Below are 21946 nucleotides of genomic sequence, written 5' to 3' on the forward strand. Positions count from 1 at the left end.
ACAAAGGAAAAATCATGATTACCCCTCAACAAGCGATTGAACGCCTTATCAGCAACAACGAACTTTTCTACGATGAAATGACCGACCTCATGCGCCAAATCATGAGCGGCCAAGTTCCGCCCGAGCAAATCGCCGCCATTCTGACCGGACTGCGGATTAAAGTTGAAACCGTTTCCGAGATTACCGCTGCAGCCAGCGTGATGCGCGAATTTGCCACCAAAGTGCCGCTAGAAAACGCCGATGACTTGGTCGATATTGTCGGCACAGGCGGCGACGGTGCCAAAACCTTCAATATTTCCACAACTTCCATGTTTGTCGCGGCTGCGGCAGGCGCGAAAGTCGCCAAACACGGCGGCCGCTCCGTTTCTTCATCCAGCGGCGCTGCCGATGTCATGGAACAAATGGGCGCCAACCTCAACCTCAACCCCGAACAGGTTGCCCAAAGCATTCAGCAAACCGGCATCGGCTTTATGTTCGCGCCCAACCATCACAGCGCCATGCGCTATGTTGCCCCTGTCCGCCGTTCGCTCGGCTTCCGCAGCATCTTCAATATCTTAGGCCCGCTGACCAATCCTGCCGGCGCGGCAAACCAACTGTTGGGCGTGTTCCACATCGACTTGTGCGGCATTCTTTCCCGCGTATTGCAACAGCTTGGTTCCAAGCATGTTTTGGTTGTGTGCGGCGAAGGCGGTTTGGATGAAATCACGCTGACCGGCAAAACCCGCGTTGCCGAACTGAAAGACGGCAAAATCACCGAATACGATATCAGCCCGGCCGATTTCGGCATGGAAATCCGCCGCAATTTGGACGAAATCAAAGTCGAAAACGCGCAAGAATCCCTGCAAAAAATGAACGAAGTGCTGGATGGCAAAGCCGGTTCCGCACGCGACATCGTCGTCCTCAATGCAGCCGCCGCGCTCTACGCAGGAAATGTGGTCGCATCGCTGGCGGACGGTGTCAAAGCCGCGCAAGAAGCCATCGACTCCGGCAAAGCCAAAGCCAAAAAAGACGAGTTTATCGAATTTGGCAAACAGTTTGCCTAAACTTTAAAACCATAAACAAAGGCCGTCTGAAAAATCTTTCAGACGGCCTTTTATTCTTTAAATATTAAAATTTGCTTTTAATATCATTAATCAAGCCTTCAGCTTTTTCTTTGGCTTCTTCAGCCAAGTGTGCTACTTTCTCTTTGGCTTCACCGGCTAAATGAGCTGCTTTTTCTTTAGCTTCACCTGCAAAGTTTTCTGCTTTTTCTTTAGCATCCGCAGCAACTTCTTTTGTCTTACCGACGCCTTGTTGAACTACGCCTTCAGCTTTGAGTTTGGAATCGTCAAGAACTTCGCCGGCTTTCTCTTTTACTTCACCGCTGATTTGATCTAATTTGCCAGTCATCATTTATTCCTTCTTAGTTTCATGTTGATAAGAGTAATCACTATACCCCAATAGATATTGGGTTGCAACTTAAAGTCTGTCTCAATATTAAAAACATAATAAAAATGGATTACGTCAAGTTAGCACAACTGTTTCAATATCGCTTCGGCTACTGCCTCGCCTATCATCTTGCTGCCGAACTCATTGAAATGAAGTCCATCGCACAGCATCACATCGGTCAAATCCTGCTCAAACATCAGACTGTATAAATCATTGACGGTAAAACCATATTGCCTTGCCAAATCCTCCGCCACACGGTTATAGGCCTTCAAGTCGGCCAGATAGCGGCGCGAGGGTTTGACGATATTGTGTACGCTTTCCAAAAACGGCGTACTGCTCGCCCAAATAATTTTTGCCCCTGTCTGTTTCAGATAATCGAAAATTTGGGTCAGGTTGTTGCTGTAGGTTTCTATATCGGCCACCGGCCCATTACAGCCTTGATTGTGGCGGATGTCGTGCAAACCGCAGTTGATGTGGATAATGTCTCCCACAGTCGCGCCCTCTGTCCATTGCACGATATGCTCTAACACATCATGCGACGAACGGCAGTTTTCCGATGGAGAAACAATATCCACCTCAGGCAAAGCGGCGCGCGTGTAAGGCTCCGATGCAAGCCGCACGGAGTCGCCGATTAAGTAAACGGTCATTTTTGTTCTCCTCCCTTTATTTGAACCAACAGTAAGGCCGTCTGAAATATCACTTATATTATTATAAGAGTGCTATTTCAGACGGCCTTAACTTCAGTCAAGTTCTATCGTTAAATCATCAATTAACGCTGACTGTTTTTATAAAAATCAATTAATTGCTTGGCCTGCAACATGGGCAGCCCAAAACGGTCGCTTACGACTTTCAAATCCTTCCATTCCTGACCGGTTAGATTCTGCCCAACCCACTTGAGGTTTTCCGGATTGCTTTTGATTTTCTCAAAATACGCCTGCTTGCGTTTCCAGTTGCGCGACCACACCAGCAACATGGTAAAAATACATAAAACAATCAATACAATATTGGTAAACAACATCATGTCCATACGACATACTCCCGCTTGGGTCTCAAAATCAGAAAATATGGATTAAAGGCCGTCTGAAAAAAAACAATGTTTCAGACGGCCTCAGCGTGACGCTCAACGTTGCATTTCCAGCATTAATGCCTGGCAAGCGGATTCGTTTTCCAAAGCACAAGATTCGCTCAGTTGGTTTAAACGGCTGTCGCGGTCTGGTGTATTGCCTTGCGCCATCTCTGCTTTAGTTTCTTCAAAATTGGTACAGGCATTTTCATAACCGCCTTTACAGGCTCGCTCGTAGAGCTTGACCGCTGCGGCATAATCCATGCCCAAACCACTGGACGGATTGAGATACAGATTACCCAAAACATTGCAGCCGCGCATATTGCCGCCATCGCAGGCTTTTTTCAGAAACGGATACGCATGAGCAGGCGCTTCAAGATAATCGCGCATCCAAATGGCCGCAGTGACGCAACTCTCCAGATTGTTCCGATTGCATTCCCGTATCAGCTTATCGTGCTGCTTCTCGCTGTAATCCTCAGCCTGCACGCTAAATGCAGTGGCAACCAATGCTAAACCAAACAATAAACGAAGTGTTTTCATCTGATTATTTCTCCAAAAATACTTGATGACAGGCCGTCTGAAAAAACAGTCTTCAGACGGCCTTTATATTATCACTCAATATTCACCCGTTTCAGGCGCAAGGCATTACCCAATACCGAAACCGAGCTTGCCGCCATTGCCGCGCCTGCGATGACGGGGTTTAAAAAGCCGAGCGCGGCGAGCGGAATGCCCAAAATATTGTAGAAGAAGGCGAAAAACAGGTTTTGCTTAATGTTTTTCAAAGTTGCCTGCGACACCAGCAGGGCATCGGCGAGCTGATTAACCGAATGCTGCATCAGCGTAGCGGATGCGGTGTGTTCGGCAACGTCCGCACCGCCTTTCATGGCGAAGCTGACGTTGGCGGCGGCGAGTGCGGGAGCGTCGTTGATGCCGTCGCCGACCATCGCCACGGTTTTGCCGGCAGCTTTGAGTTTCTGCACTTCGGCAGCTTTATCGCGCGGACTCATGTTGCCAAAGGCGTGTGCGATACCCAGTTGTTTGGCGACGTATTCGACCGTGCCTTGGTTGTCGCCGCTCATAATATAGACATCGATATTGTGTTTTTTCAGACGGCCTATGGCTTCGGCGGTATCGGCTTTCAACGCGTCGGCAAGTGCGAATGCGCCGATAGGTTTGTTATCGACTGAGACTGCAACAATGCTTGCAATATCCCAAACGCCGTCTGAAAACTTCGGCAAGGTCAGTTCGGCAAATTCGGCTTTGCCTGCTTTCACCAAACCCACGCCGTCCACTTCGGCGGTAATGCCTGCGCCGACAACGGTTTGCGCGTTTTGTGCGGCAGGAATCTCCAAGCCGCGCGCTTGGGCGGCGGAAACGATGGCGCGGGCAAGCGGATGAGCGGCGTTTTGTTCGACGGCGGCGGCGATGCGGTACAAAGCGTCTTCGTCAAAGCCACTGTCGGGAACGCAATAAACGGCGGCAACCTGCGGCCTGCCTTCGGTCAGCGTGCCGGTTTTGTCCAGCACGACGGCATCGACGTGGGCGGCTTCTTCCATTGCCGCCGCGTCTTTAAACCAAATGCCGTGTTTCACTGCTTTGCCCATGCCGACCATAATCGCGGCGGGCGTTGCCAGACCGAGCGCGCACGGGCAGGCAATCACCAAAACGGCGACGGCGTGCATCAGCGCCACCGTCCAATCGCCTTTCACCAGCCAAGTAACGATAAAAGTCAAAAGCGCAATGCCCACGACGGCAGGCACGAATACCGCCGCCGCTTTATCGGCTACGCGCGCAATCGGTGCTTTACTGCCTTGTGCTTCAGAGAGCGCATTCATCATGTCGCCGAGCAGGGTTTGGCTGCCGAGCTGCGTAGCGCGGTATACCACGCTGCCTTCGGTCATCAGCGCACCTGCCAACACTTTGCCGCCCACCTTTTTCTCTTCGGGGTTGGATTCGCCGGTAAGATGGCTCTCGTCCGCCCAACCGCTGCCGCTCTCGATGATGCCGTCGGCGGCAATGCGTTCGCCGTGGTTGGCGCGGATAAGGTCGCCGATTTGCACTTGGTCGATGGGCAGTTGTTTCCATTCGCCATCGCGTTGCACGTTGACTTGGGTCGGCGTGAGTTTGAGCAGCAAGCCCAAGCTGTTCAGGCTGGATTTTTTGGTGCGGTGTTCCAAAAATTTGCCCAGCGACACAAAACCAATCACCATCACGCCTACTTCAAAATACACGTGTGCCATGCCGTGCGCCGCGTGCGGGCTGAAAAACAGCATATAGACGGAATACAGGTAAATCGACACCGTACCGATGGTAACCAACACGTCCATATTCGCCAGTCCGCCCTTAATGCTCGCCCACGCGCTTTTGTAAAACGGGATGGCCAGCCAAAGTTGCACTATGCTTGCCAGTACAAATTGCCATACAGGCGGAATCATCCAATCGTGCCGCCCGATCATCATGCCTACCATGCCGATTAAAAACGGAATATTAATGGCCAGCAAAAGCCACAGCCTCCAGCCGATATGGTGTTCTGCTTCAGGTTGCGGCAATGTATCTTCCGTTTTTTCCTTTGCGCCGTAACCGGTTTTCTCAATGATTTTGGCGATGTCGGCAGCGGAAGTTTTGCTGTCGTCAAACGTAACCTGCGCCTCCTCGCTGGCAAAGTTTACCCCTGCCGATTCGACAAAATCTTTTTTGTTCAACACTTTTTCAATACGAGAAGCGCAGGCCTGACAGGTCATGCCTTCGATTTGGAAACGGACTTTTTGTTGCATGGTTTCTTCCTTCTGAATGTGATTGGGCTACCTGAAAAAAGCGGAGCAGGGTTTTCAGGTAGCCTTTGGGGTGTTGCAGTCGATTTGTTGCGATTCGATTTACAAAGCCGCATCAAAGCCGCCGTCTTCCACCGCTTCTATCAGCGCGGCGGGGTTGGTTTGGGCGGGGTCGAATTCCACGACGGCATTCTTGTTTTCCAGGCTCACTTCGGCCTTGTCCACGCCGTTTACGCCTTCGAGGATGCTGGTAACGCTTTTCACGCAGCCGCCGCAAGTCATGCCTTCGATGTTTAATGTGATGGTTTGCATAGGGTTTCCTTTCTGTTGGAATGAGGCTGAGGTTTTAAAGCCCGTTGCAGCCAAAGCTTTCAGGTAACCTGAAATGATGGGTCTGCTCTTGCTTTCCCGCTAAGTGCCGCCACTATAAAGCTTTACCCGAAGTAAAGGTCAAGCATCATGATGAACATCAGCCAGGCTGCGGCCGAGAGCGGCCTTTCCGCCAAACAAATCCGCGACTACGAAAAGCACGGCCTAATCGCTCCGGCCGCGCGCAGCGAAGCGGGCTACCGCCGCTACGGACAGGCCGACCTTGTCCGGCTGCGCTTTATCCGCCATGCGCGGGAAGTGGGCTTTTCGCTGCCGCAGATCGGGCAGCTTTTGAGCCTGCAACACAACCCGCAGCGTACCAGCCGCGAAGTGAAAACGCTCACCGCGCGGCACATCGCCGAGCTGGAAGCCAAAATCGAACGCTTGCAGGGCATGGTGGCCGAGCTGCAACGTTGGCACGATGCCTGCGCGGGAGACGACTGCCCGGATTGTGCGATTTTGGCCGGGCTGGAGGAGCGTTAGGCGGCTTGGGCAGAATAGAAACAGGCTACCTGAAAAGTTTCAGGTAGCCTTAGTCGGCCGCTAACGGTTTGGTACAGGCCTCGTCGTAATACGGCAGCCACTTGCCGCCGCTTTGCTTCAGATATGCGCGAAAACTTTTGTTTACCCGTGTGGCGGTGTAATCCAAATAATGGCAAAAAGTAAGTTATCAAGAGACAGAGGCCGTCTGAAGCGTTTCAGACGGCCTTTTCAAAATACGCTTATCGGTTACAAAGCCACATCGTAGCCGCCATCTTCTACGGCATCAATCAGCGCATCGGTATCTGTCTTGCTTTCATCAAAAGTAATCACTGCATTTTTGTTTTCCAAGCTGACTTCTGCTTTTTCCACGCCTTCTACGCCTTCCAAAAGACGGGTTACGCTTTTCACGCAGCCGCCACAGGTCATGCCATCGATGTTGAGGGTAACAGTTTGCATTTGTATTTCCTTTCATTCACACAAATCAAATATGGTTGCCAAATACTTTACTCCTTACACAAACAGCTTGCAAATTCTTCATTAAGGCCGTCTGAAAAATGCAGATAGGTGTACAATAACGCCTTTTGCTTCATCAAACGGACATAATAATGACTTCAACATTCAAACAATGGGTTAGCGTATGCGCTCTGGCGGTGGGGGCGTTTATTTTCAATACCACCGAATACATTCCGATTGCGCTTTTGAGCGATATTGGCCAAAGCTTCAAAATGCAGGCAACGGAAGTAGGCATGATGATCACGGTGTATGCGTGGATTGTGGCGTTGCTGTCTCTGCCGCTAATGCTGATGACGAAAAACATCGAACGGCGCAAATTATTGCTGGCGTTGTTTGCATTATTCGTCGTATTCCACGCGCTGTCGTTCTTTTCTTGGAACTTCAACATCCTCTTGATCAGCCGTATTGGTATTGCGCTGACACACGCTGTCTTTTGGTCGATTACGGCTTCTTTGGCGGTACGGCTTGCACCCACCGGCAAAACCAATCAGGCTTTGGGCCTGCTCAGTACGGGTACGGTTTTGGCGATGGTGTTGGGTATTCCGCTGGGGCGCGTGGTCGGGCAATACTTCGGCTGGCAGCTCAGCTTCCTGCTGATCGGCGTCTGTGCTGCCGGCGTAATGCTGGTGTTGGCTAAAAACCTGCCTGCTTTACCTAGCCAAAATACCGGCTCTTTAAGCAGCCTGCCGAGTCTGTTCAAACGCCGCAACCTGATGTTGCTTTATGCCATGACGGTGTTGATTATTACGGCACACTTCACGGCATACAGCTATATCGAGCCTTTTGTGTTGCAAGTTGGCGGATTTAAGGCAGAACAAGTTACCATCGTTTTGAGCCTGTACGGTTTGGCAGGCTTTGCCGCTTCTTACTTGTTTGGTAAATGGTTTGCCAAATCGCAACGCCTGTTTATGCTCGGCGCAGTGGCGGTCATCCTACTCTCCGCCCTTCTGCTTCTGCCGTTTGCCTCTTTCCCTTATGCGGTGTATGCGCTGGTGTTTATTTGGGGCGTGGCCATCGTCATCGTCAGCTTGGGCATGGTGTCGAAAGTCTTGGCATTTGCCTCGGATGCAACAGATGTGGCCAACTCGATTTATTCAGGTTTGTACAATGTCGGTATCGGCGGCGGTGCGCTTTTGGGGCATTATGTAACCGTCTGGTTCGGCCTTTCCAATATCGGCATTGCAGGCGCGCTCTTAGCTGCGACAGGTTTTGCCGTTTGCGGTTTGTTGTTTAAGGAACAAGACAATCTGACGCAAAACGTTTAAATCCATATAAATCAGGATGGTATTACTGACCCGGCCGTAATTTTGGCAGTTTTACCGATTTGTCCTGATGCTTATTAACCCACGATGGGTCTTCATTCCGCCGGATAAGCAGTTTTCTTGCTGCTTATCCGGTTTTCATTTCATTTTTAAAAAATAATTTACAATTTGTTTACACTACATCAAATTACAAATATACTGTCGCCTATTAGGCCGTCTGAACGTTCGGCTGAAAAGAAAAACCAATCATGTTTCAGAGGAATACATCATGGACTTAAACGCCAAGGATAAGACTCAGCATCCTGAGAACGTCGAGCTTCTCAGTGCGCAGAAGCCGATTACCGATTTTAAAGGACTGCTGACGACCATTATCTCTGCTGTTGTCTGCTTCGGCATTTATTACATCCTTCCCTACAGCCCCGATGCCAACAAAAGTATCGCGCTGTTGATTTTTGTTGCGGCACTTTGGTTTACCGAAGCCGTACACATTACCGTTACCGCACTGATGATCCCTATCCTTGCCGTTGTACTCGGTTTCCCGGATATGGACATCAAAAAAGCGATGGCCGGTTTCTCCGACCCGACGATTTACATCTTCTTCGGCGGCTTCGCGCTTGCAACCGCCCTGCACATGCAGCGTCTCGACCGTAAAATCGCCGTCAGCCTGTTGCGCCTGTCCCGCGGCAATATGAAAGTTGCCGTGTTGATGCTGTTTGCCGTTACCGCCTTCCTGTCTATGTGGATCAGTAACACTGCGACTGCCGCGATGATGCTGCCTTTGGCAATGGGTATGATGAGCCACCTCGACCAAGAAAAAGAACGCAAAACCTACGTTTTCGTCCTGCTCGGTATCGCCTACTGCGCCAGTATCGGCGGCTTGGGTACCGTGGTCGGTTCTCCGCCGAACATGATTGCCGCCAAAGCGCTGAACTTGGACTTCGTCGGCTGGATGAAGCTCGGCCTGCCGATGATGCTATTGATTCTGCCGCTGATGCTGTTCTCCATGTACGTCATCCTCAAACCTAATTTGAACGAACGCGTAGAAGTTAAAGAGGAGTCTATCCCTTGGACACTGCACCGCGTGATCGCATTGTTGATTTTCTTGGCAGCCGCCATCGCTTGGGTATTCAGTTCCAAAATCAAAGCCGCATTCGGTATTTCCAACCCCGACACCGTTATCGCCCTGATTGCCGCCGTTGCCGTCGTTGTATTCGGCGTGGCGCAATGGAAAGAAGTTGCCCGCAATACCGACTGGGGTGTATTGATGCTCTTCGGCGGCGGTATCAGCTTGAGCGCATTGCTGCAATCTTCCGGCGCATCTGAAGCACTGGGTCAGCAAGTTGCTTCCACGTTCTCCCATTCTCCTGCATTACTGGTGATTTTCGTGGTTGCCGCCTTCATCATCTTCCTGACCGAGTTCACCAGTAACACGGCTTCTGCCGCCCTGCTTGTGCCTATTTTCGCCAGCATCGCCTCGCAAATGGGTCTGCCCGAACAAGTCTTGGTATTCGTGATCGGTGTTGGCGCATCTTGTGCCTTCATGTTGCCGGTTGCCACACCGCCTAACGCGATTGTGTTCGGTACAGGCTTAATCAAACAACGCGAGATGATGAATGTCGGCTTATTGCTGAACATCCTCTGCGTAGTATTGGTTGCTCTGTGGGCTTATGCTGTACTGATGTAAACCATCGACCTAAACAACAAGGCCGTCTGAAAGAATATTTTTCAGACGGCCTTGAAGTTTGTCGTTCAGACACAATTTAATGAATGATTCAAAACCGGATTCTAACGAAAGGAAACCCATGATTATCCTGCACACCAACAAAGGCGACATCAAAATCGAACTGGATTTCGACAAAGCCCCCGTTACTGCTAAAAACTTCGAGCAATACGTTAAAGACGGCTTCTACGACGGCGTAATCTTCCACCGCGTCATCAAAGGCTTCATGATTCAAGGCGGCGGCATGGATGAAAACATGAACGAAAAAGAAACCCGCGATCCGATTCAAAACGAAGCGTCCAACGGTTTGCCTAACGAGAAATACACCATCGCCATGGCGCGTACTTCCGATCCTCATTCTGCCAGCGCGCAATTCTTCATCAACACTGCCGACAATGCCTTCCTGAACTTCCGTTCTAAAGAGCTGTACGGCAAAACCGTTGTCCAAGACTGGGGCTATGCCGTATTTGGTAAAGTCGTTGACGGTTTTGACGTTGTCGATGCCATCGAAGGCGTTTCTACCAAACGTCACGGCTACCACGACGACGTACCGAGCGAACCTGTCATCATCACTAAAGCCGAAGTGGTTTAATTGATTTGATTTCCCATAAAAACAGCCTGTCCGAATTAAAACCGGACAGGCTGTTTTCAATAATGACGCATACCGTCACACATCATAAGTACCGACCACGCATGCCGAATCCAACACATGACCCTGCATGGCAAAATGCAGCTCATTAAAGCGGAAACCGCGCGGTAAATCCAAAACGGTATCCAGCGCGTACACAATCAGCTCATAACGATGTCGGTTGTTCGGTGGCGCCATACCGCCGTAAAAAGAAGCCTCTTCGATTTCAAATTTACCCAACGCGCTCGCCCAAGTGTTCGCGCCCTGCGTGAAATCTGTTGCAGAAATACTCTCATTTTCTGCCACGGAAGTGCGTTTCAAATCCGAAATCAACCAATGTGTCCATACGAAGCCAGATGCCGAAATGGCATCTTTGTCTTCCAACACCACGGCAAACGATTTTGTTCCTTCAGGCGCATCTTCGATTTCAAAAGGAATCGAATAAGAAGGCATACCGCTCGGGCTGAACTGGCTGCCGCGCTTGCCGTATTTATCTTCAAATTCGCCGTTGACAATAGCTTTACTGCTGACTTTCATCTTATATCTCCCAATAGTAGGTTGGCTCATTCTAACAAACACCAAGGCCGTCTGAAAGATACTGCCGTTTTCACTTTCCCGATGCCGCATTTTCAGACAGCCTCCAGCAATATTCGCAATTCGATCAAACACATTTGACATTCCATAGTATAATCCGCCGCATGAAAACTACACAGGATACACATTATGGATTGGAAAGGTCGTGAACAAAGCCAAAACGTCGAAGATCGCCGCGGAAGCCGTGGCGGCGGCGGTGGCGGCAGAACGCCGAGCATACTCGGTATTATCGTGGTTTTGGTCGGCGCATATTACGGCGTGGATTTGAGCGGTTTGGTTGGCGGCTCATCTTCGATGGGCATTCCTACCCAGCAAGCTACCCGACTCGACAGCCAACAAGAAGCCGAGTTGAACGAACTGTCCCGCGTCGTCCTTGCCGATACGGAAAAAGCATGGAGCAAATATTTCCAACAGCACGGCCAACGCTACACGCCGGCAACCATGGTATTGTATGAAGGCGGTACATCCACCGCCTGTGGTACGGGTCAATCTGCCATGGGCCCGTTTTACTGCCCGGGCGACCAAAAAGTTTATTTGGATTTGAGCTTCTACGAAGACATGCGCACTAAGCTCAAATCCGCCAGCGATGCCGCGTTTGCCTACGTTATTGCCCATGAAGTCGGCCATCACGTTCAAAACCTGCTCGGCATTCTGCCTAAAGTCCACAAAATGCAACAACAAGTCGGCAAGAAAGAGGCCAATGCCCTTTCCGTCAAACTCGAATTGCAGGCCGACTGTTTCGCCGGCATTTGGGGACACTATGCCGTCAACAACAACATCTTCAAAGCCGAAGACATTCAAAAAGCGATGCTGGCCGCCGAATCCGTCGGCGACGACCGCTTGCAGAAACAGGCGCAGGGCTATGTCGTTCCCGACAGCTTTACCCATGGCTCGTCCGAAGAACGCATGACTTGGCTCAAGCGCGGCTTGGAAAGCGGCGACATCAACCAGTGCAACACTTTCAACAATTGATTCGTCCAAACAACACTGTTCTTTGATGTAACGACAAAAGGTCGTCTGAATTCTTCAGACGGCCTTTTAGCCGTGTTAAAATAACGCCTATTATTTTCCCTTAAATTCAAAGGAAATCCACATGGCAAATATCGCCCGCGACATTTTCAAAGCCTACGACATCCGAGGCATCGTCGGTAAAACCCTGACCGACGAAGCTGCCTACTTAATTGGCAAAGCCATTGCCACCAAAGCCTCCGAAAAAGGCATTACCCGCATCGCACTCGGTCGCGACGGTCGTTTGAGCGGTCCCGGCCTGATGGCACAAATTCAACGCGGTTTTACAGACAGCGGCATCGACGTCCTCAACGTCGGCATGGTTGCCACTCCTATGCTTTACTTCGCAGCCATCAACGAATGCGGCGGCAGCGGCGTGATGATTACCGGCAGCCACAATCCGCCCGATTACAACGGTTTCAAAATGATGCTCGGCGGCGACACGCTCGCAGGCGAAGCCATTCAAGAACTTTTAGCCATTGTTGAAAAAGACGGTTTTGTTGCCGCCGACAAACAAGGCAGCGTAACCGAAAAAGACATCTCCGGCGAATACCACAACAACATCGTCGGCCACATCAAGCTCAAACGCCCGATGAAAATCGCCATCGACGCGGGTAACGGTGTCGGCGGTGCATTCGCGGGCAAACTCTACAAAGGCTTGGGCAACGAAGTGACCGAACTTTTCTGCGAAGTGGACGGCAACTTCCCTAATCACCACCCCGACCCTTCCAAACCGAAAAACCTGCAAGACCTCATCGTCGAGCTTAAAAACAGCGATGCTGAAATTGGCTTGGCATTTGACGGCGATGCCGACCGCTTGGGCGTGGTCACCAAAGACGGCAACATCATCTATCCGGACCGCCAATTAATGCTTTTCGCGCAAGACGTGTTGAGCCGCAATCCTAAAGCCAAAGTGATTTTCGACGTCAAATCCACCCGTCTGCTCGCCCCTTGGATTAAAGAACACGGCGGCGAACCTGTGATGGAAAAAACCGGCCACAGCTTCATCAAATCCACCATGAAAAAAACCGGCGCACTGGTGGCCGGCGAAATGAGCGGTCACGTTTTCTTTAAAGAACGCTGGTTCGGCTTCGACGACGGTATGTATGCCGGTGCACGCCTCTTGGAAATCCTGTCTGCCTTCGACAATCCGTCCGAAGTGTTGAACAAGCTACCGCAAAGCATTTCCACTCCGGAACTCAACATTGACCTGCCGGAAGGCAGCAACGGCCACAAAGTGATTGAAGAGCTGGCTGCCAATGCCAAGTTTGAAGGTGCGACCGAAATCATCACCATCGACGGCTTGCGCGTTGAATTCCCTGACGGCTTCGGCCTGATGCGTGCTTCCAATACCACGCCGATTTTGGTATTGCGTTTTGAAGCGGATACGCAAGAAGCGATTGAACGTATCCAAAACCAATTCAAAGCAGTCATTGAAAGCAATCCTGCATTGAAATGGCCGCTGTAAGGGTTTAGGCTAAAACAAAAGGCCGTCTGAAAATCATTTCAGACGGCCTTTAATATTAAACATTGATTATTTAAAGTTTGGAAACCAAGAATATCCCAGCTTAGTTATCCGACTTGCGCCAACTGTTGACGCATTTCATCAATAACGGCTTTGTAATCCGATTTGCCAAAAATCGCCGAACCGGCCACAAACGTATCCGCACCTGCCGCCGCAATTTCAGCAATATTGTCTGTCTTCACGCCGCCATCGACTTCCAATGCGATATGGCGGCCGCTTTGCCGTTCATACTCGTCCAACATCTCGCGCACTTTGCGGATTTTCACCAGCGTATTCGGGATAAAGCTTTGCCCGCCAAAGCCCGGGTTGACCGACATCAGCAACACCATATCCAGTTTGTCCAAAACGTTTTCCAGAATATTGACCGGCGTAGCAGGATTCAATACCAAACCTGCCTGACAGCCGTATTCTTTAATCAAACCTAAGCTGCGGTCGACATGGCGGCTGGCTTCCGGATGAAAAGTAATGATATTGGCACCGGCTTTGGCAAACGCATGAATCAAATCGTCCACCGGCTCAACCATCAAATGCACATCGACCGGCACGGTTGCATACGGTTTCAAAGCCGCGCAAACCATAGGGCCGAAAGTCAGATTCGGCACATAATGATTGTCCATCACGTCAAAATGAATCAAATCCGCACCCGCGCGGATAACTTCGGCAACCTCTTCGCCCAAGCGGGCAAAATCGGCAGACAAAATACTGGGGGCGATACGGTAGTCGGTCATGTTTGTTCTCCTAAAGTGTGTTCCTTTGTCATTATCGCATTTTTGCCCCTATGTTGTATGCTGCCGACAACGTCTCTACTGTCATTTTTATGAATTTACATTTCACATACATTAATGAAACTTAAAATCAAATTGTAAGGCTTTGAAAATAAATTATTTGAATACATACATGTGCAGAAAAATCTAACATCATTAACAAAAGTTAACTGCTTTGATACTGCCTTTCACACGCTAATCGGTTATATTTCCAAACCTGATGAAATATTAGGAAAACACCGTGTCTGTCGCACTTTCCCGCTATCCGACTTTTACTTTCTTAGCACTCGCCCTACTCTGTTCCAGCCTGCCTGCCCATGCAGGTCCGTTTCTGGCCACTTTGGACGACTTCCACCCCAATTGCGATATCCGACAGCTTAATCTATCCGCCGACCAACACGCCGCCCTGCGCCGCCTGCGTACCGACTTCAAACAAATCAACGATAAAGCCTACCGCAAAACCGTACGCTCCGACCGCAATCGCCGTCAAACCATCATCAAAATCCTCTCCGGCGACTCATTCGACTCAAACGCCGCCCGCGATTATGTTGAAAACCGCTACCTCTCCAGCATGGACTATGCGGTGGATGAAATGGAAATCCAATACCGCCTCTATCATCTGCTCAATCCGCGTCAACGCCAGCAATGGTTGTCTTCATGCTTGCGCTGATGGATAAATAAAAATACAAAAGGCCGTCTGAAACCATATTCAGACGGCCTTTGCTTTTTTCAGCCTTAATCTAGCACTCTTTCTTCCGGCAAGCGTCCTGCCCAGTCGCAGGCAAACTGCCATGCCGAACGGCCTGAACGGCTGCCGCGCATTTGCGCCCATTGCAACGCGGCTTTGCGCGCGGTATCGTCAAAAGGCACATTGAAATCGTCCAACCAGTTGGCTACGGCGGTCAGATAATCGTTTTGGTCGAAAGGATAAAAACTCAGCCATAAGCCGAAGCGGTCGGAAAGGGAGATTTTCTCCTCGACGGCTTCCTTCTGATGGATTTCGCCGCGAGTGCCCGTAGTACCGCCGTTTTCATCCATGTATTCTGGAATCAGGTGGCGGCGGTTGGAAGTGGCATAAACCAAAACATTGGTGCAACGTTGCGACAGTCCGCCATCCAAAGCGGTTTTCAAGGCTTTATAGGTTTCATCGCCGGTTTCAAACGACAAATCATCGCAGAAGACGATAAATTTCTCAGGACGGCCGGATAACAGCGTCAACAAAGCCGGCAAGCTGACCAAATCGCTTTTGTCCACTTCAATCAGTCGCAGGCCGCGCTCGGCGTATTCGTGCAACAACGCTTTAACCAAGGAGGATTTACCCGTACCGCGCGCGCCGGTCATCAAAACATTATTGGCCGGACGGCCTGCCAAAAATTGCTCGGTATTGCGTTTCAGCCTGTCGGTTTGCGAACCGACTGCCGCCAATCTGCTCAAAGGAAACGTATGCGGACGTGGCAGGCTTTCCAAAATGCCTTTTTTGCCCACGCTGTGCCAACGGTAGGCCAAAGCGCGCCAGTCGGTTTTACCAGCTTCGTCAGGCAGGATTAAATCCAGACGGTTTAAAACGGAATTCGCTTTTTTCAAAAAATTGGATAATTTCATTTCGGCTTTCTTTTTTTCAGACGGCCTTTTGCGCCAATACTCGCATCACGGTATCGACAACGGCTTGGGTTTGCGGATCGATTTCAATATTAATGAGGTCGCCTTCTTTGCGGCTGCCAAACAGGGTGCGCTCCAAAGTCTCCGGAATCAGGTGTACGCAAAATTCGCTGTCGCTGATTTCACCTATGGTCAGGCTGCAACCGTCCAAACCGACAAAGCCTTTGGTCAGGATGTAGGGCTTGAGGTTTTCCGGCAGCTCAAACCAAACTGTACGGTTGAACTCGCTTGATTCAATTCGGGAAATTCGGGTAACCGCCATCACATGGCCGCTCATTACATGGCCGCCGATTTCATCGCCAAACCGCGCCGCGCGTTCCAAATTGACACTGTCGCCGACCTTCAAGCTGCCGAGATTGGTTTTACGTAAGGTCTCGTCCATCAAATCAAAGCTGACTTTGTTGCCGTCGATTCGGGTAATGGTCAGGCAGCAACCATTGTTGGCGACAGAGGCGCCGGTTTGCAGATTGTCGGCGATTTCGGGGGGCAGCTCAACTGTGTGGGTACGAAAGTCGGGCGAAGGTTGGGCGATGTCTGTAATTTTGCCCATACCTTGTACGATGCCTGTAAACATGATGTCTTCTTTCCGATGGTACGATAAGGCGGATATTGTAGCATTTTCCAGGCACAAAGGCCGTCTGAAAGCGGTGATGGCGATGGTTTGGGGTATAATCGAATTTTTATTTCCGCAGCCCGATCATGCTCAGCTACCGCCACGCCTTCCATGCCGGCAACCATGCCGATATGCTCAAGCACTTTACCCTCTTCCTCGTCCTCGAATATTTCAACCGCAAAGACAAGCCCTATTGGTATATCGATACGCACAGCGGTGCCGGTTTGTATGATTTGAGCGGCGATGAAGCGCAAAAAGTCGGCGAATACAAACAAGGCTTTGTGCTCTTGGAACAAGCTGACAAGCTGCCTGCCGAATTGGCCGAATTTGTGGGCCGTCTGAAACAAATACTGCCGCAAGACAACCTTTACTGCGGCTCGCCTTGGCTAGCACAGGCGCTCACGCGCGACAGCGACAAAATGCGCCTCTTTGAGCTGCACCCTGCCGATTTTGTCCATTTACAAAACAATATGCGCGAAGTTCGCCCTGCGCGTAAAGTGCAGGTCAGCCAAGCGGACGGTTATCAAGGTTTGATTTCACTTCTGCCTCCTCCGCCGCGCCGCGCCGCCGTCTTGATTGATCCGCCCTACGAAGAAAAACAAGACTACCGCCGTGTCGTCCAAGTCTTGAAAGATGCTTTAAAACGCTTTGAAACCGGCTGCTACATGGTTTGGTATCCCTGCTTGAGCCGCGAAGAAAGCCGCAAACTTCCGGACGAACTCAAAAAAATCGCTCCCGACAATTATCTGCACGCCGAGCTTCATGTCCATACGCCGCGCAGCGACGGCTTCGGTATGCACGGCAGCGGCATGTTCGTCATCAACCCGCCCTATATGCTTGCCGAACAGTTGCAAAACAATCTGCCCGAACTTGCCAAAATTTTGGCGCAAGATGTCGGCGCGCATTATGTATTGGAAAGCAAAACGAAATAAACACTGCCGTCTGAACGTATACCCAAACGCTTTGATTTTGCCGCCATACCTGTTCAGACGGCCTTAACCCTTTATACTTAAGCCTTTTTCCACTACAATTCACAACATAACAATTAACGGCCGTCCACTCATGAATATACGCACACCCCTAGCCTGCACACTCCTGCTCTGCGCGTGCAGCGAATCAGCAAAAAACGAATTTAAAGAAGAATTTACCCAAAGTTTCCGCACCGAATTTGTCCGCTCGGCAACCGAAGCCTGCGTAGAAAAAGCCTCCGGAAAAAGCCCGTTTGATTCCGCGACCACTGAAAAAATCTGCCGCTGCATCGGCGAAAAAACAGTCGACCAAATCAATCCTGAAGAAGCGACATCGCTTTTGGGCGGCAGCGACTCCATCAGCGACGAGCTGAAAAAACGCATCAAAGACACCAGCATCGCCTGCACTAAAGAAGTTTTAGGCATGGCCGAGAGCAAAACCAAATGAACACGCCGTTTTCAGACGGCCTGAAATTGAAAAATATTCGATTCAAACTTAGGAAAAGAGTGAAACCATGAAGACACTGAACCAATTCTTAGCCCAACACCTGCCCGAACACAAACTGCCGCAAGAGCTGGCCAGCGTACTGGAATCCGTAGCCGCCGCCTGTTTGGACATCAACGCCAAAGTCCGCCTCGGCGCGCTTTCCGGCGTTTTGGGCATGGCAGGTACCGGCAACATCCAAGGCGAAGACCAAAAGAAACTTGACGTCATTGCCAACAACATCATGATTGATGTTTTAAAAGCCAATGCCAACATCGCAGGCCTTGCCAGCGAAGAAGAAGACACCTATGTCGCCACACACGAAAACGGCGGCTATTTGGTATTGTTTGACCCGTTGGACGGCTCTTCCAATATCGACGTCAACATCTCCGTCGGCACCATCTTCTCCATCTTGGCGAAACCAGAAGGCGCATTAACTACCGAGTCCTTCCTGCAAAAAGGCCGCGACCAAGTGGCCGCAGGTTATGTTTTATACGGTCCGCAAACACAACTGGTACTGACTGTCGGTCACGGCGTGTTCGTCTTCACTCTGGACGATGCCAACCAATTCCTGCTGACCAAAGAAAATCCGCGCGTTCCCGAGTCTACTAAAGAATTCGCCATCAATATGTCCAACCAAAGACATTGGTTCGCCCCTGTTCAACAATACATTGACGAATTGCTGGCAGGCGAAACCGGCGTACGCGGCAAAAACTACAATATGCGCTGGGTAGCCAGCATGGTTGCCGAAATCCACCGCATCCTGATGCGCGGCGGCGTATTCATGTATCCGCAAGACAAACGCGACCCATCCAAACCGGGCAAACTGCGCCTGATGTACGAAGCCAACCCGATGAGCCTGCTTATGGAACAAGCCGGCGGCGCATCAAACAACGCCATCGAAGCCATGCTCGACATCCAACCTACCGGCCTGCACCAACGTGTTGCCGTATTCATGGGCAGCCGCGAAGAAGTCGAATACGTTTACAATCTGCATCAAAAATAATCGGATATATTGAAACCAAAAAAGGCCGTCTGAAATATAATTTTCAGACGGCCTTTCGTTAAGAAATCAAAGAAATGAAAAATCAAAAGGCAGACTCAAATCTGCCCTTTACTACTTTCCATCTAAGCTTTATTGGATTACGCCGAACGAGCCAGCTCTTCCGCTGCTTTTTGCACCCTATCCGGCGTCAGCTTGTTCAAACAATCCGTATGCCCTAACGGACATTCGCGTTTAAAACATGGCGAACAATCCAAATTCAAGCTGACGATTTTTGCCTTTTGGCTTAGAGGCGGCGTATGGTCAGGGCTGGATGAGCCGTAAACCGCAACCAATTTCCGATCAAGCGCGGCCGCAAGATGCATCAGACCGCTGTCGTTGCACACGACCGTATCGGCGCAAGACAACAGATCAATCGCCTCCGGAAGATTGGTTTTGCCGCAAAGATTGGTACACAGGCCGTCTGAAAGTTGGTTGATTTCATCTGCAATATCGAAATCTTTTTGCGAACCAAACAGCCAAACCTGCCAACCCTCGGCCAAATATCGGCGGCCGAGTTCGGCAAAATGACGCGCAGGCCAACGCTTGGCCGGGCCATATTCCGCACCGGGACAAAATGCCAAAATCGGTTTATCCGTCGTCAAACCATGTTTTGCCAAAGCGGCTTGACGGCTTTCGGAATCAATCGTGAAACAGGGATTATCGGAATGCCCGTTAAAATCCGCTTGGGTCGGATGTGCCAGCGCAGTATAGCGGTCGACCATCAACGGCAACGCGGCCTTATCCAACTTGCGGATATCGTTCAACAAAAAATAGCGCGACTCGCCAACATAGCCCGTACGCTGCTTAATGCCCGCAGCCAAGGCAATAATGGCGGATTTGAGCGAACCGGGCAAAACAATTACTTGATCATAGCCTTCTTTTCCCAATTCACGTCCGATACGCCAGCGTTTTTTTAATTCCAACGCACCATGTCCAAACGGGTTTTCCATCACACGGTTGATTTCAGGCATACGCTCAAATACGGCCATCGACCATTTGGGCGCAAAAGCATCAATAGTGCAGCCGGGATGCAGCTCATGCAAACGGCGATAAAGCGGTTGGGTCATGACGCAGTCCCCAATCCAGCTTGGGGTAATAATCAGGATTTTTTTGGACATAATGGAATGTGTTTTTAATTTTGGCTTATTGTAATACGATTTTTAAAAGGCCGTCTGAAACTCGGTTTAATCGCCTAGATCAGAACGTACTGGTTGATACATATTATTTCAACAGATGCACTCTGGCTCGAGCGCGTGAAGCGTTTGTCTTCCCAATTATTCGGCAAATACCACACCCCAAATACTAAGCATAACGGCAGCAAGCAATATTTGCTTCATTTTTAAAACCTTATAAAAACAGAAAGGCCGTCTGAAATATTTTCAGACGACCTTTTTATACTCGTTTAACGATGGTAGTTAGGCGCTTCTTTGGTGATTTGTACGTCGTGAACGTGAGATTCGCTCATACCGGCAGAAGTGATTTCCACAAATTCTGCTTTCTCGTGCATTTCAGCAATATTGGCGCAACCCAAATAACCCATGCTGGAGCGCAGGCCGCCGGTCAGCTGGTGGATGATGTTCACGATCGGACCTTTGTAAGGAACGCGGCCTTCGATGCCTTCAGGAACATATTTGTCTGTGCTGTCGGTTTTGTCTTGGAAGTAGCGGTCGGCAGAGCCTTGGCTCATCGCACCCAACGAACCCATGCCGCGGTAAGACTTGTAAGAGCGGCCTTGGTAAAGTTCGATTTCACCCGGAGCTTCTTCCGTACCGGCAAACATACCGCCCAGCATGACGCTGTATGCACCTGCTGCCAGAGCTTTGGCAATATCGCCGGAGAAGCGGATACCTCCGTCAGCAATCAGGGGAACGCCTGTACCTTTCAGGGCTTCGGAAACATTGTGAATCGCAGTCAGTTGAGGCACGCCCACGCCGGCCACGATACGGGTCGTACAAATCGAGCCCGGGCCGATACCGACTTTAACGGCATCCGCACCGGCAGCGACTAAATCCAAAGCAGCTTTAGCAGTCGCGATGTTGCCGCCGATGACTTGGATGTGTGGGTAGGTTTCTTTTACCCAGCGCACGCGATCGATAACGCCTTGGCTATGACCGTGGGCAGTATCAACCACAATCACGTCCACGCCTGCTTCTACCAATGCTTTGACGCGCTCTTCGGTATCGCCGCCGGTACCCACCGCGGCACCGACGCGCAGGCGGCCTTCGGCATCTTTGTTGGCATTAGGGAATTCGGTTGTTTTCAGAATATCTTTAACTGTAATCAGACCTTTGAGTTCGTCTTGGTCATTTAACACCAAAACGCGCTCAACTTTGTGCGCATGCATGATTTCGCGGGCTTCATCGATGCTGGTACCTTCAGGAACGGTAACCAAACGGTCACGGGGAGTCATGATAGCAGAAACCGGCAGATCGACACGGTTTTCAAAACGCAGGTCGCGGTTGGTCACGATACCGACCACTTTGCCGTTTTCAACAACAGGCAGACCGGACATTTTGCGTTTGCGTTGTGCGCGCATTTCCAAGACTTCGCGGATCAATGCGGTCGGCGCAACGGTAACGGGATCTTTCACCACACCGCTCTCATGGCGCTTCACTTTGGAAACGGCACGCGCTTGCAACTCCGGCGTCATGTTTTTATGGATAATGCCGATGCCGCCTTCTTGAGCCATAGAGATGGCCAGACGCGCTTCGGTAACGGTATCCATTGCAGCAGAAAGTAGAGGGAGGTTGAGCGTGATATCGCGGGTGAGTTTGGTTTGAAGTTTGACATCTCGAGGCAGCACGTTTGAGTGCGCTGGAACCAACAAAACGTCGTCGAAAGTATAGGCTTTTTCTACAATACGCATGATGCTCGGTCTTTCAGTTTGTGCAAGATGCACGGCATTATATCACACCGGCTTGATGCTAACATTGGCAATACACGTTTTAACGTTATTTTTTTACATGATTTGATTTGGCGTACAAAAATATGCCAACGCATTGCAGTTTCAAGTAAAATAAGCCGCATGAGAACATCATTTACATAAGGG

The 21946-nt window shown here is 50.4% G+C and carries 24 protein-coding genes; 11 read left to right on the forward strand and 13 right to left on the reverse strand.

Going from position 1 to position 21946, the window contains the following annotated elements; all coding sequences use genetic code 11:
* Window positions 1–14 precede the first annotated feature (14 nt).
* Window positions 15–1043: an anthranilate phosphoribosyltransferase gene (gene trpD / locus HMPREF2696_RS03095; protein ID WP_070587759.1), complete on the forward strand. Its 1029-nt coding sequence runs from the start codon at window positions 15–17 to the stop codon at window positions 1041–1043.
* 64 nt (window positions 1044–1107) lie between these two features.
* Here the strand turns inward: trpD and HMPREF2696_RS03100 are convergent, their stop codons facing one another.
* The 6 genes from HMPREF2696_RS03100 to HMPREF2696_RS03125 form a co-directional block, all read right to left on the reverse strand.
* Entirely contained in the window at window positions 1108–1389 is a 282-nt protein-coding gene (locus HMPREF2696_RS03100) for a CsbD family protein (RefSeq protein WP_070504816.1), read from the reverse strand.
* 119 nt (window positions 1390–1508) lie between these two features.
* Window positions 1509–2075, reverse strand: coding sequence for an SGNH/GDSL hydrolase family protein (locus HMPREF2696_RS03105; RefSeq protein ID WP_070587763.1), 567 nt, complete (start codon window positions 2073–2075; stop codon window positions 1509–1511).
* A gap of 122 nt (window positions 2076–2197) precedes the next feature.
* The gene (locus HMPREF2696_RS03110; RefSeq protein ID WP_070587765.1) at window positions 2198–2455 is read right to left on the reverse strand and encodes a hypothetical protein; all 258 of its coding nucleotides are present in this window, start codon (window positions 2453–2455) and stop codon (window positions 2198–2200) included.
* A gap of 93 nt (window positions 2456–2548) precedes the next feature.
* A complete protein-coding gene (locus HMPREF2696_RS03115; protein ID WP_070587768.1) occupies window positions 2549–3031 on the reverse strand; it encodes an SEL1-like repeat protein in 483 nt (160 codons plus the stop codon).
* A 71-nt stretch (window positions 3032–3102) separates the two neighbouring features.
* A complete protein-coding gene (locus tag HMPREF2696_RS03120) occupies window positions 3103–5265 on the reverse strand; it encodes a heavy metal translocating P-type ATPase (RefSeq protein ID WP_070587770.1) in 2163 nt (720 codons plus the stop codon).
* 99 nt (window positions 5266–5364) lie between these two features.
* Window positions 5365–5574, reverse strand: coding sequence for a heavy-metal-associated domain-containing protein (locus tag HMPREF2696_RS03125; RefSeq protein WP_003674677.1), 210 nt, complete (start codon window positions 5572–5574; stop codon window positions 5365–5367).
* A gap of 147 nt (window positions 5575–5721) precedes the next feature.
* Between HMPREF2696_RS03125 and cueR the strand changes: the two genes are divergently transcribed.
* On the forward strand, window positions 5722–6114 hold the full coding sequence (gene cueR / locus HMPREF2696_RS03130; RefSeq protein WP_049336562.1) for a Cu(I)-responsive transcriptional regulator: 393 nt from the start codon (window positions 5722–5724) through the stop codon (window positions 6112–6114).
* A 246-nt stretch (window positions 6115–6360) separates the two neighbouring features.
* On the opposite strand, the gene HMPREF2696_RS03135 is transcribed toward cueR, so the two are convergent.
* The gene (locus HMPREF2696_RS03135; RefSeq protein WP_004519826.1) at window positions 6361–6570 is read right to left on the reverse strand and encodes a heavy-metal-associated domain-containing protein; all 210 of its coding nucleotides are present in this window, start codon (window positions 6568–6570) and stop codon (window positions 6361–6363) included.
* 149 nt (window positions 6571–6719) lie between these two features.
* Between HMPREF2696_RS03135 and HMPREF2696_RS03140 the strand changes: the two genes are divergently transcribed.
* From HMPREF2696_RS03140 to HMPREF2696_RS03150, 3 genes are all read left to right on the forward strand, one after another.
* On the forward strand, window positions 6720–7892 hold the full coding sequence (locus HMPREF2696_RS03140) for a sugar transporter (protein ID WP_070504804.1): 1173 nt from the start codon (window positions 6720–6722) through the stop codon (window positions 7890–7892).
* A gap of 265 nt (window positions 7893–8157) precedes the next feature.
* The gene (locus tag HMPREF2696_RS03145; protein WP_070587772.1) at window positions 8158–9573 is read left to right on the forward strand and encodes an SLC13 family permease; all 1416 of its coding nucleotides are present in this window, start codon (window positions 8158–8160) and stop codon (window positions 9571–9573) included.
* A gap of 118 nt (window positions 9574–9691) precedes the next feature.
* Window positions 9692–10201, forward strand: coding sequence for a peptidylprolyl isomerase (locus HMPREF2696_RS03150; RefSeq protein WP_004519830.1), 510 nt, complete (start codon window positions 9692–9694; stop codon window positions 10199–10201).
* A gap of 75 nt (window positions 10202–10276) precedes the next feature.
* Here the strand turns inward: HMPREF2696_RS03150 and HMPREF2696_RS03155 are convergent, their stop codons facing one another.
* Window positions 10277–10774, reverse strand: coding sequence for a YbhB/YbcL family Raf kinase inhibitor-like protein (locus tag HMPREF2696_RS03155; protein WP_002232090.1), 498 nt, complete (start codon window positions 10772–10774; stop codon window positions 10277–10279).
* A gap of 186 nt (window positions 10775–10960) precedes the next feature.
* Between HMPREF2696_RS03155 and HMPREF2696_RS03160 the strand changes: the two genes are divergently transcribed.
* Window positions 10961–11803, forward strand: a complete 843-nt coding sequence (locus HMPREF2696_RS03160) for a KPN_02809 family neutral zinc metallopeptidase (RefSeq protein WP_070587775.1) — start codon at window positions 10961–10963, stop codon at window positions 11801–11803.
* Between the two features lie 121 nt (window positions 11804–11924).
* Window positions 11925–13307, forward strand: coding sequence for a phosphomannomutase/phosphoglucomutase (locus HMPREF2696_RS03165; protein WP_070587777.1), 1383 nt, complete (start codon window positions 11925–11927; stop codon window positions 13305–13307).
* 104 nt (window positions 13308–13411) lie between these two features.
* Here the strand turns inward: HMPREF2696_RS03165 and rpe are convergent, their stop codons facing one another.
* Window positions 13412–14092 carry a ribulose-phosphate 3-epimerase gene (rpe, locus tag HMPREF2696_RS03170; RefSeq protein ID WP_070587779.1) on the reverse strand — a complete coding sequence of 227 codons (681 nt, stop codon included), beginning with the start codon at window positions 14090–14092 and terminating at the stop codon, window positions 13412–13414.
* A gap of 277 nt (window positions 14093–14369) precedes the next feature.
* Between rpe and HMPREF2696_RS03175 the strand changes: the two genes are divergently transcribed.
* On the forward strand, window positions 14370–14798 hold the full coding sequence (locus HMPREF2696_RS03175) for a Spy/CpxP family protein refolding chaperone (RefSeq protein WP_004519835.1): 429 nt from the start codon (window positions 14370–14372) through the stop codon (window positions 14796–14798).
* 65 nt (window positions 14799–14863) lie between these two features.
* Here HMPREF2696_RS03175 and HMPREF2696_RS03180 read toward each other — a convergent pair whose 3' ends face one another.
* Entirely contained in the window at window positions 14864–15730 is an 867-nt protein-coding gene (locus HMPREF2696_RS03180) for an ATP-binding protein (RefSeq protein WP_070587782.1), read from the reverse strand.
* 16 nt (window positions 15731–15746) lie between these two features.
* Entirely contained in the window at window positions 15747–16361 is a 615-nt protein-coding gene (locus HMPREF2696_RS03185; protein ID WP_049344692.1) for a riboflavin synthase subunit alpha, read from the reverse strand.
* A 125-nt stretch (window positions 16362–16486) separates the two neighbouring features.
* On the opposite strand from HMPREF2696_RS03185, the gene HMPREF2696_RS03190 reads away from it, so the two are divergent.
* The 3 genes from HMPREF2696_RS03190 to HMPREF2696_RS03200 all read left to right on the forward strand — a co-directional run bounded on the left by HMPREF2696_RS03190 (window position 16487) and on the right by HMPREF2696_RS03200 (window position 18858).
* Window positions 16487–17332, forward strand: a complete 846-nt coding sequence (locus tag HMPREF2696_RS03190) for a 23S rRNA (adenine(2030)-N(6))-methyltransferase RlmJ (RefSeq protein ID WP_049344693.1) — start codon at window positions 16487–16489, stop codon at window positions 17330–17332.
* Window positions 17333–17462: 130 nt separating this feature from the next.
* Window positions 17463–17816: a hypothetical protein gene (locus HMPREF2696_RS03195; protein ID WP_049344694.1), complete on the forward strand. Its 354-nt coding sequence runs from the start codon at window positions 17463–17465 to the stop codon at window positions 17814–17816.
* Between the two features lie 67 nt (window positions 17817–17883).
* On the forward strand, window positions 17884–18858 hold the full coding sequence (locus HMPREF2696_RS03200; protein ID WP_049344695.1) for a class 1 fructose-bisphosphatase: 975 nt from the start codon (window positions 17884–17886) through the stop codon (window positions 18856–18858).
* 137 nt (window positions 18859–18995) lie between these two features.
* Here the strand turns inward: HMPREF2696_RS03200 and waaF are convergent, their stop codons facing one another.
* The gene (gene waaF / locus HMPREF2696_RS03205) at window positions 18996–20015 is read right to left on the reverse strand and encodes a lipopolysaccharide heptosyltransferase II (protein ID WP_070587785.1); all 1020 of its coding nucleotides are present in this window, start codon (window positions 20013–20015) and stop codon (window positions 18996–18998) included.
* Between the two features lie 284 nt (window positions 20016–20299).
* Window positions 20300–21763: an IMP dehydrogenase gene (guaB, locus tag HMPREF2696_RS03210; RefSeq protein ID WP_003678893.1), complete on the reverse strand. Its 1464-nt coding sequence runs from the start codon at window positions 21761–21763 to the stop codon at window positions 20300–20302.
* Between the last annotated feature and the right edge of the window lie 183 nt (window positions 21764–21946).

Origin of the sequence: Neisseria sp. HMSC058F07 (assembly GCF_001810035.1) — a bacterium.
In the GTDB taxonomy this organism is placed as follows: Bacteria; Pseudomonadota; Gammaproteobacteria; order Burkholderiales; family Neisseriaceae; genus Neisseria; species Neisseria perflava.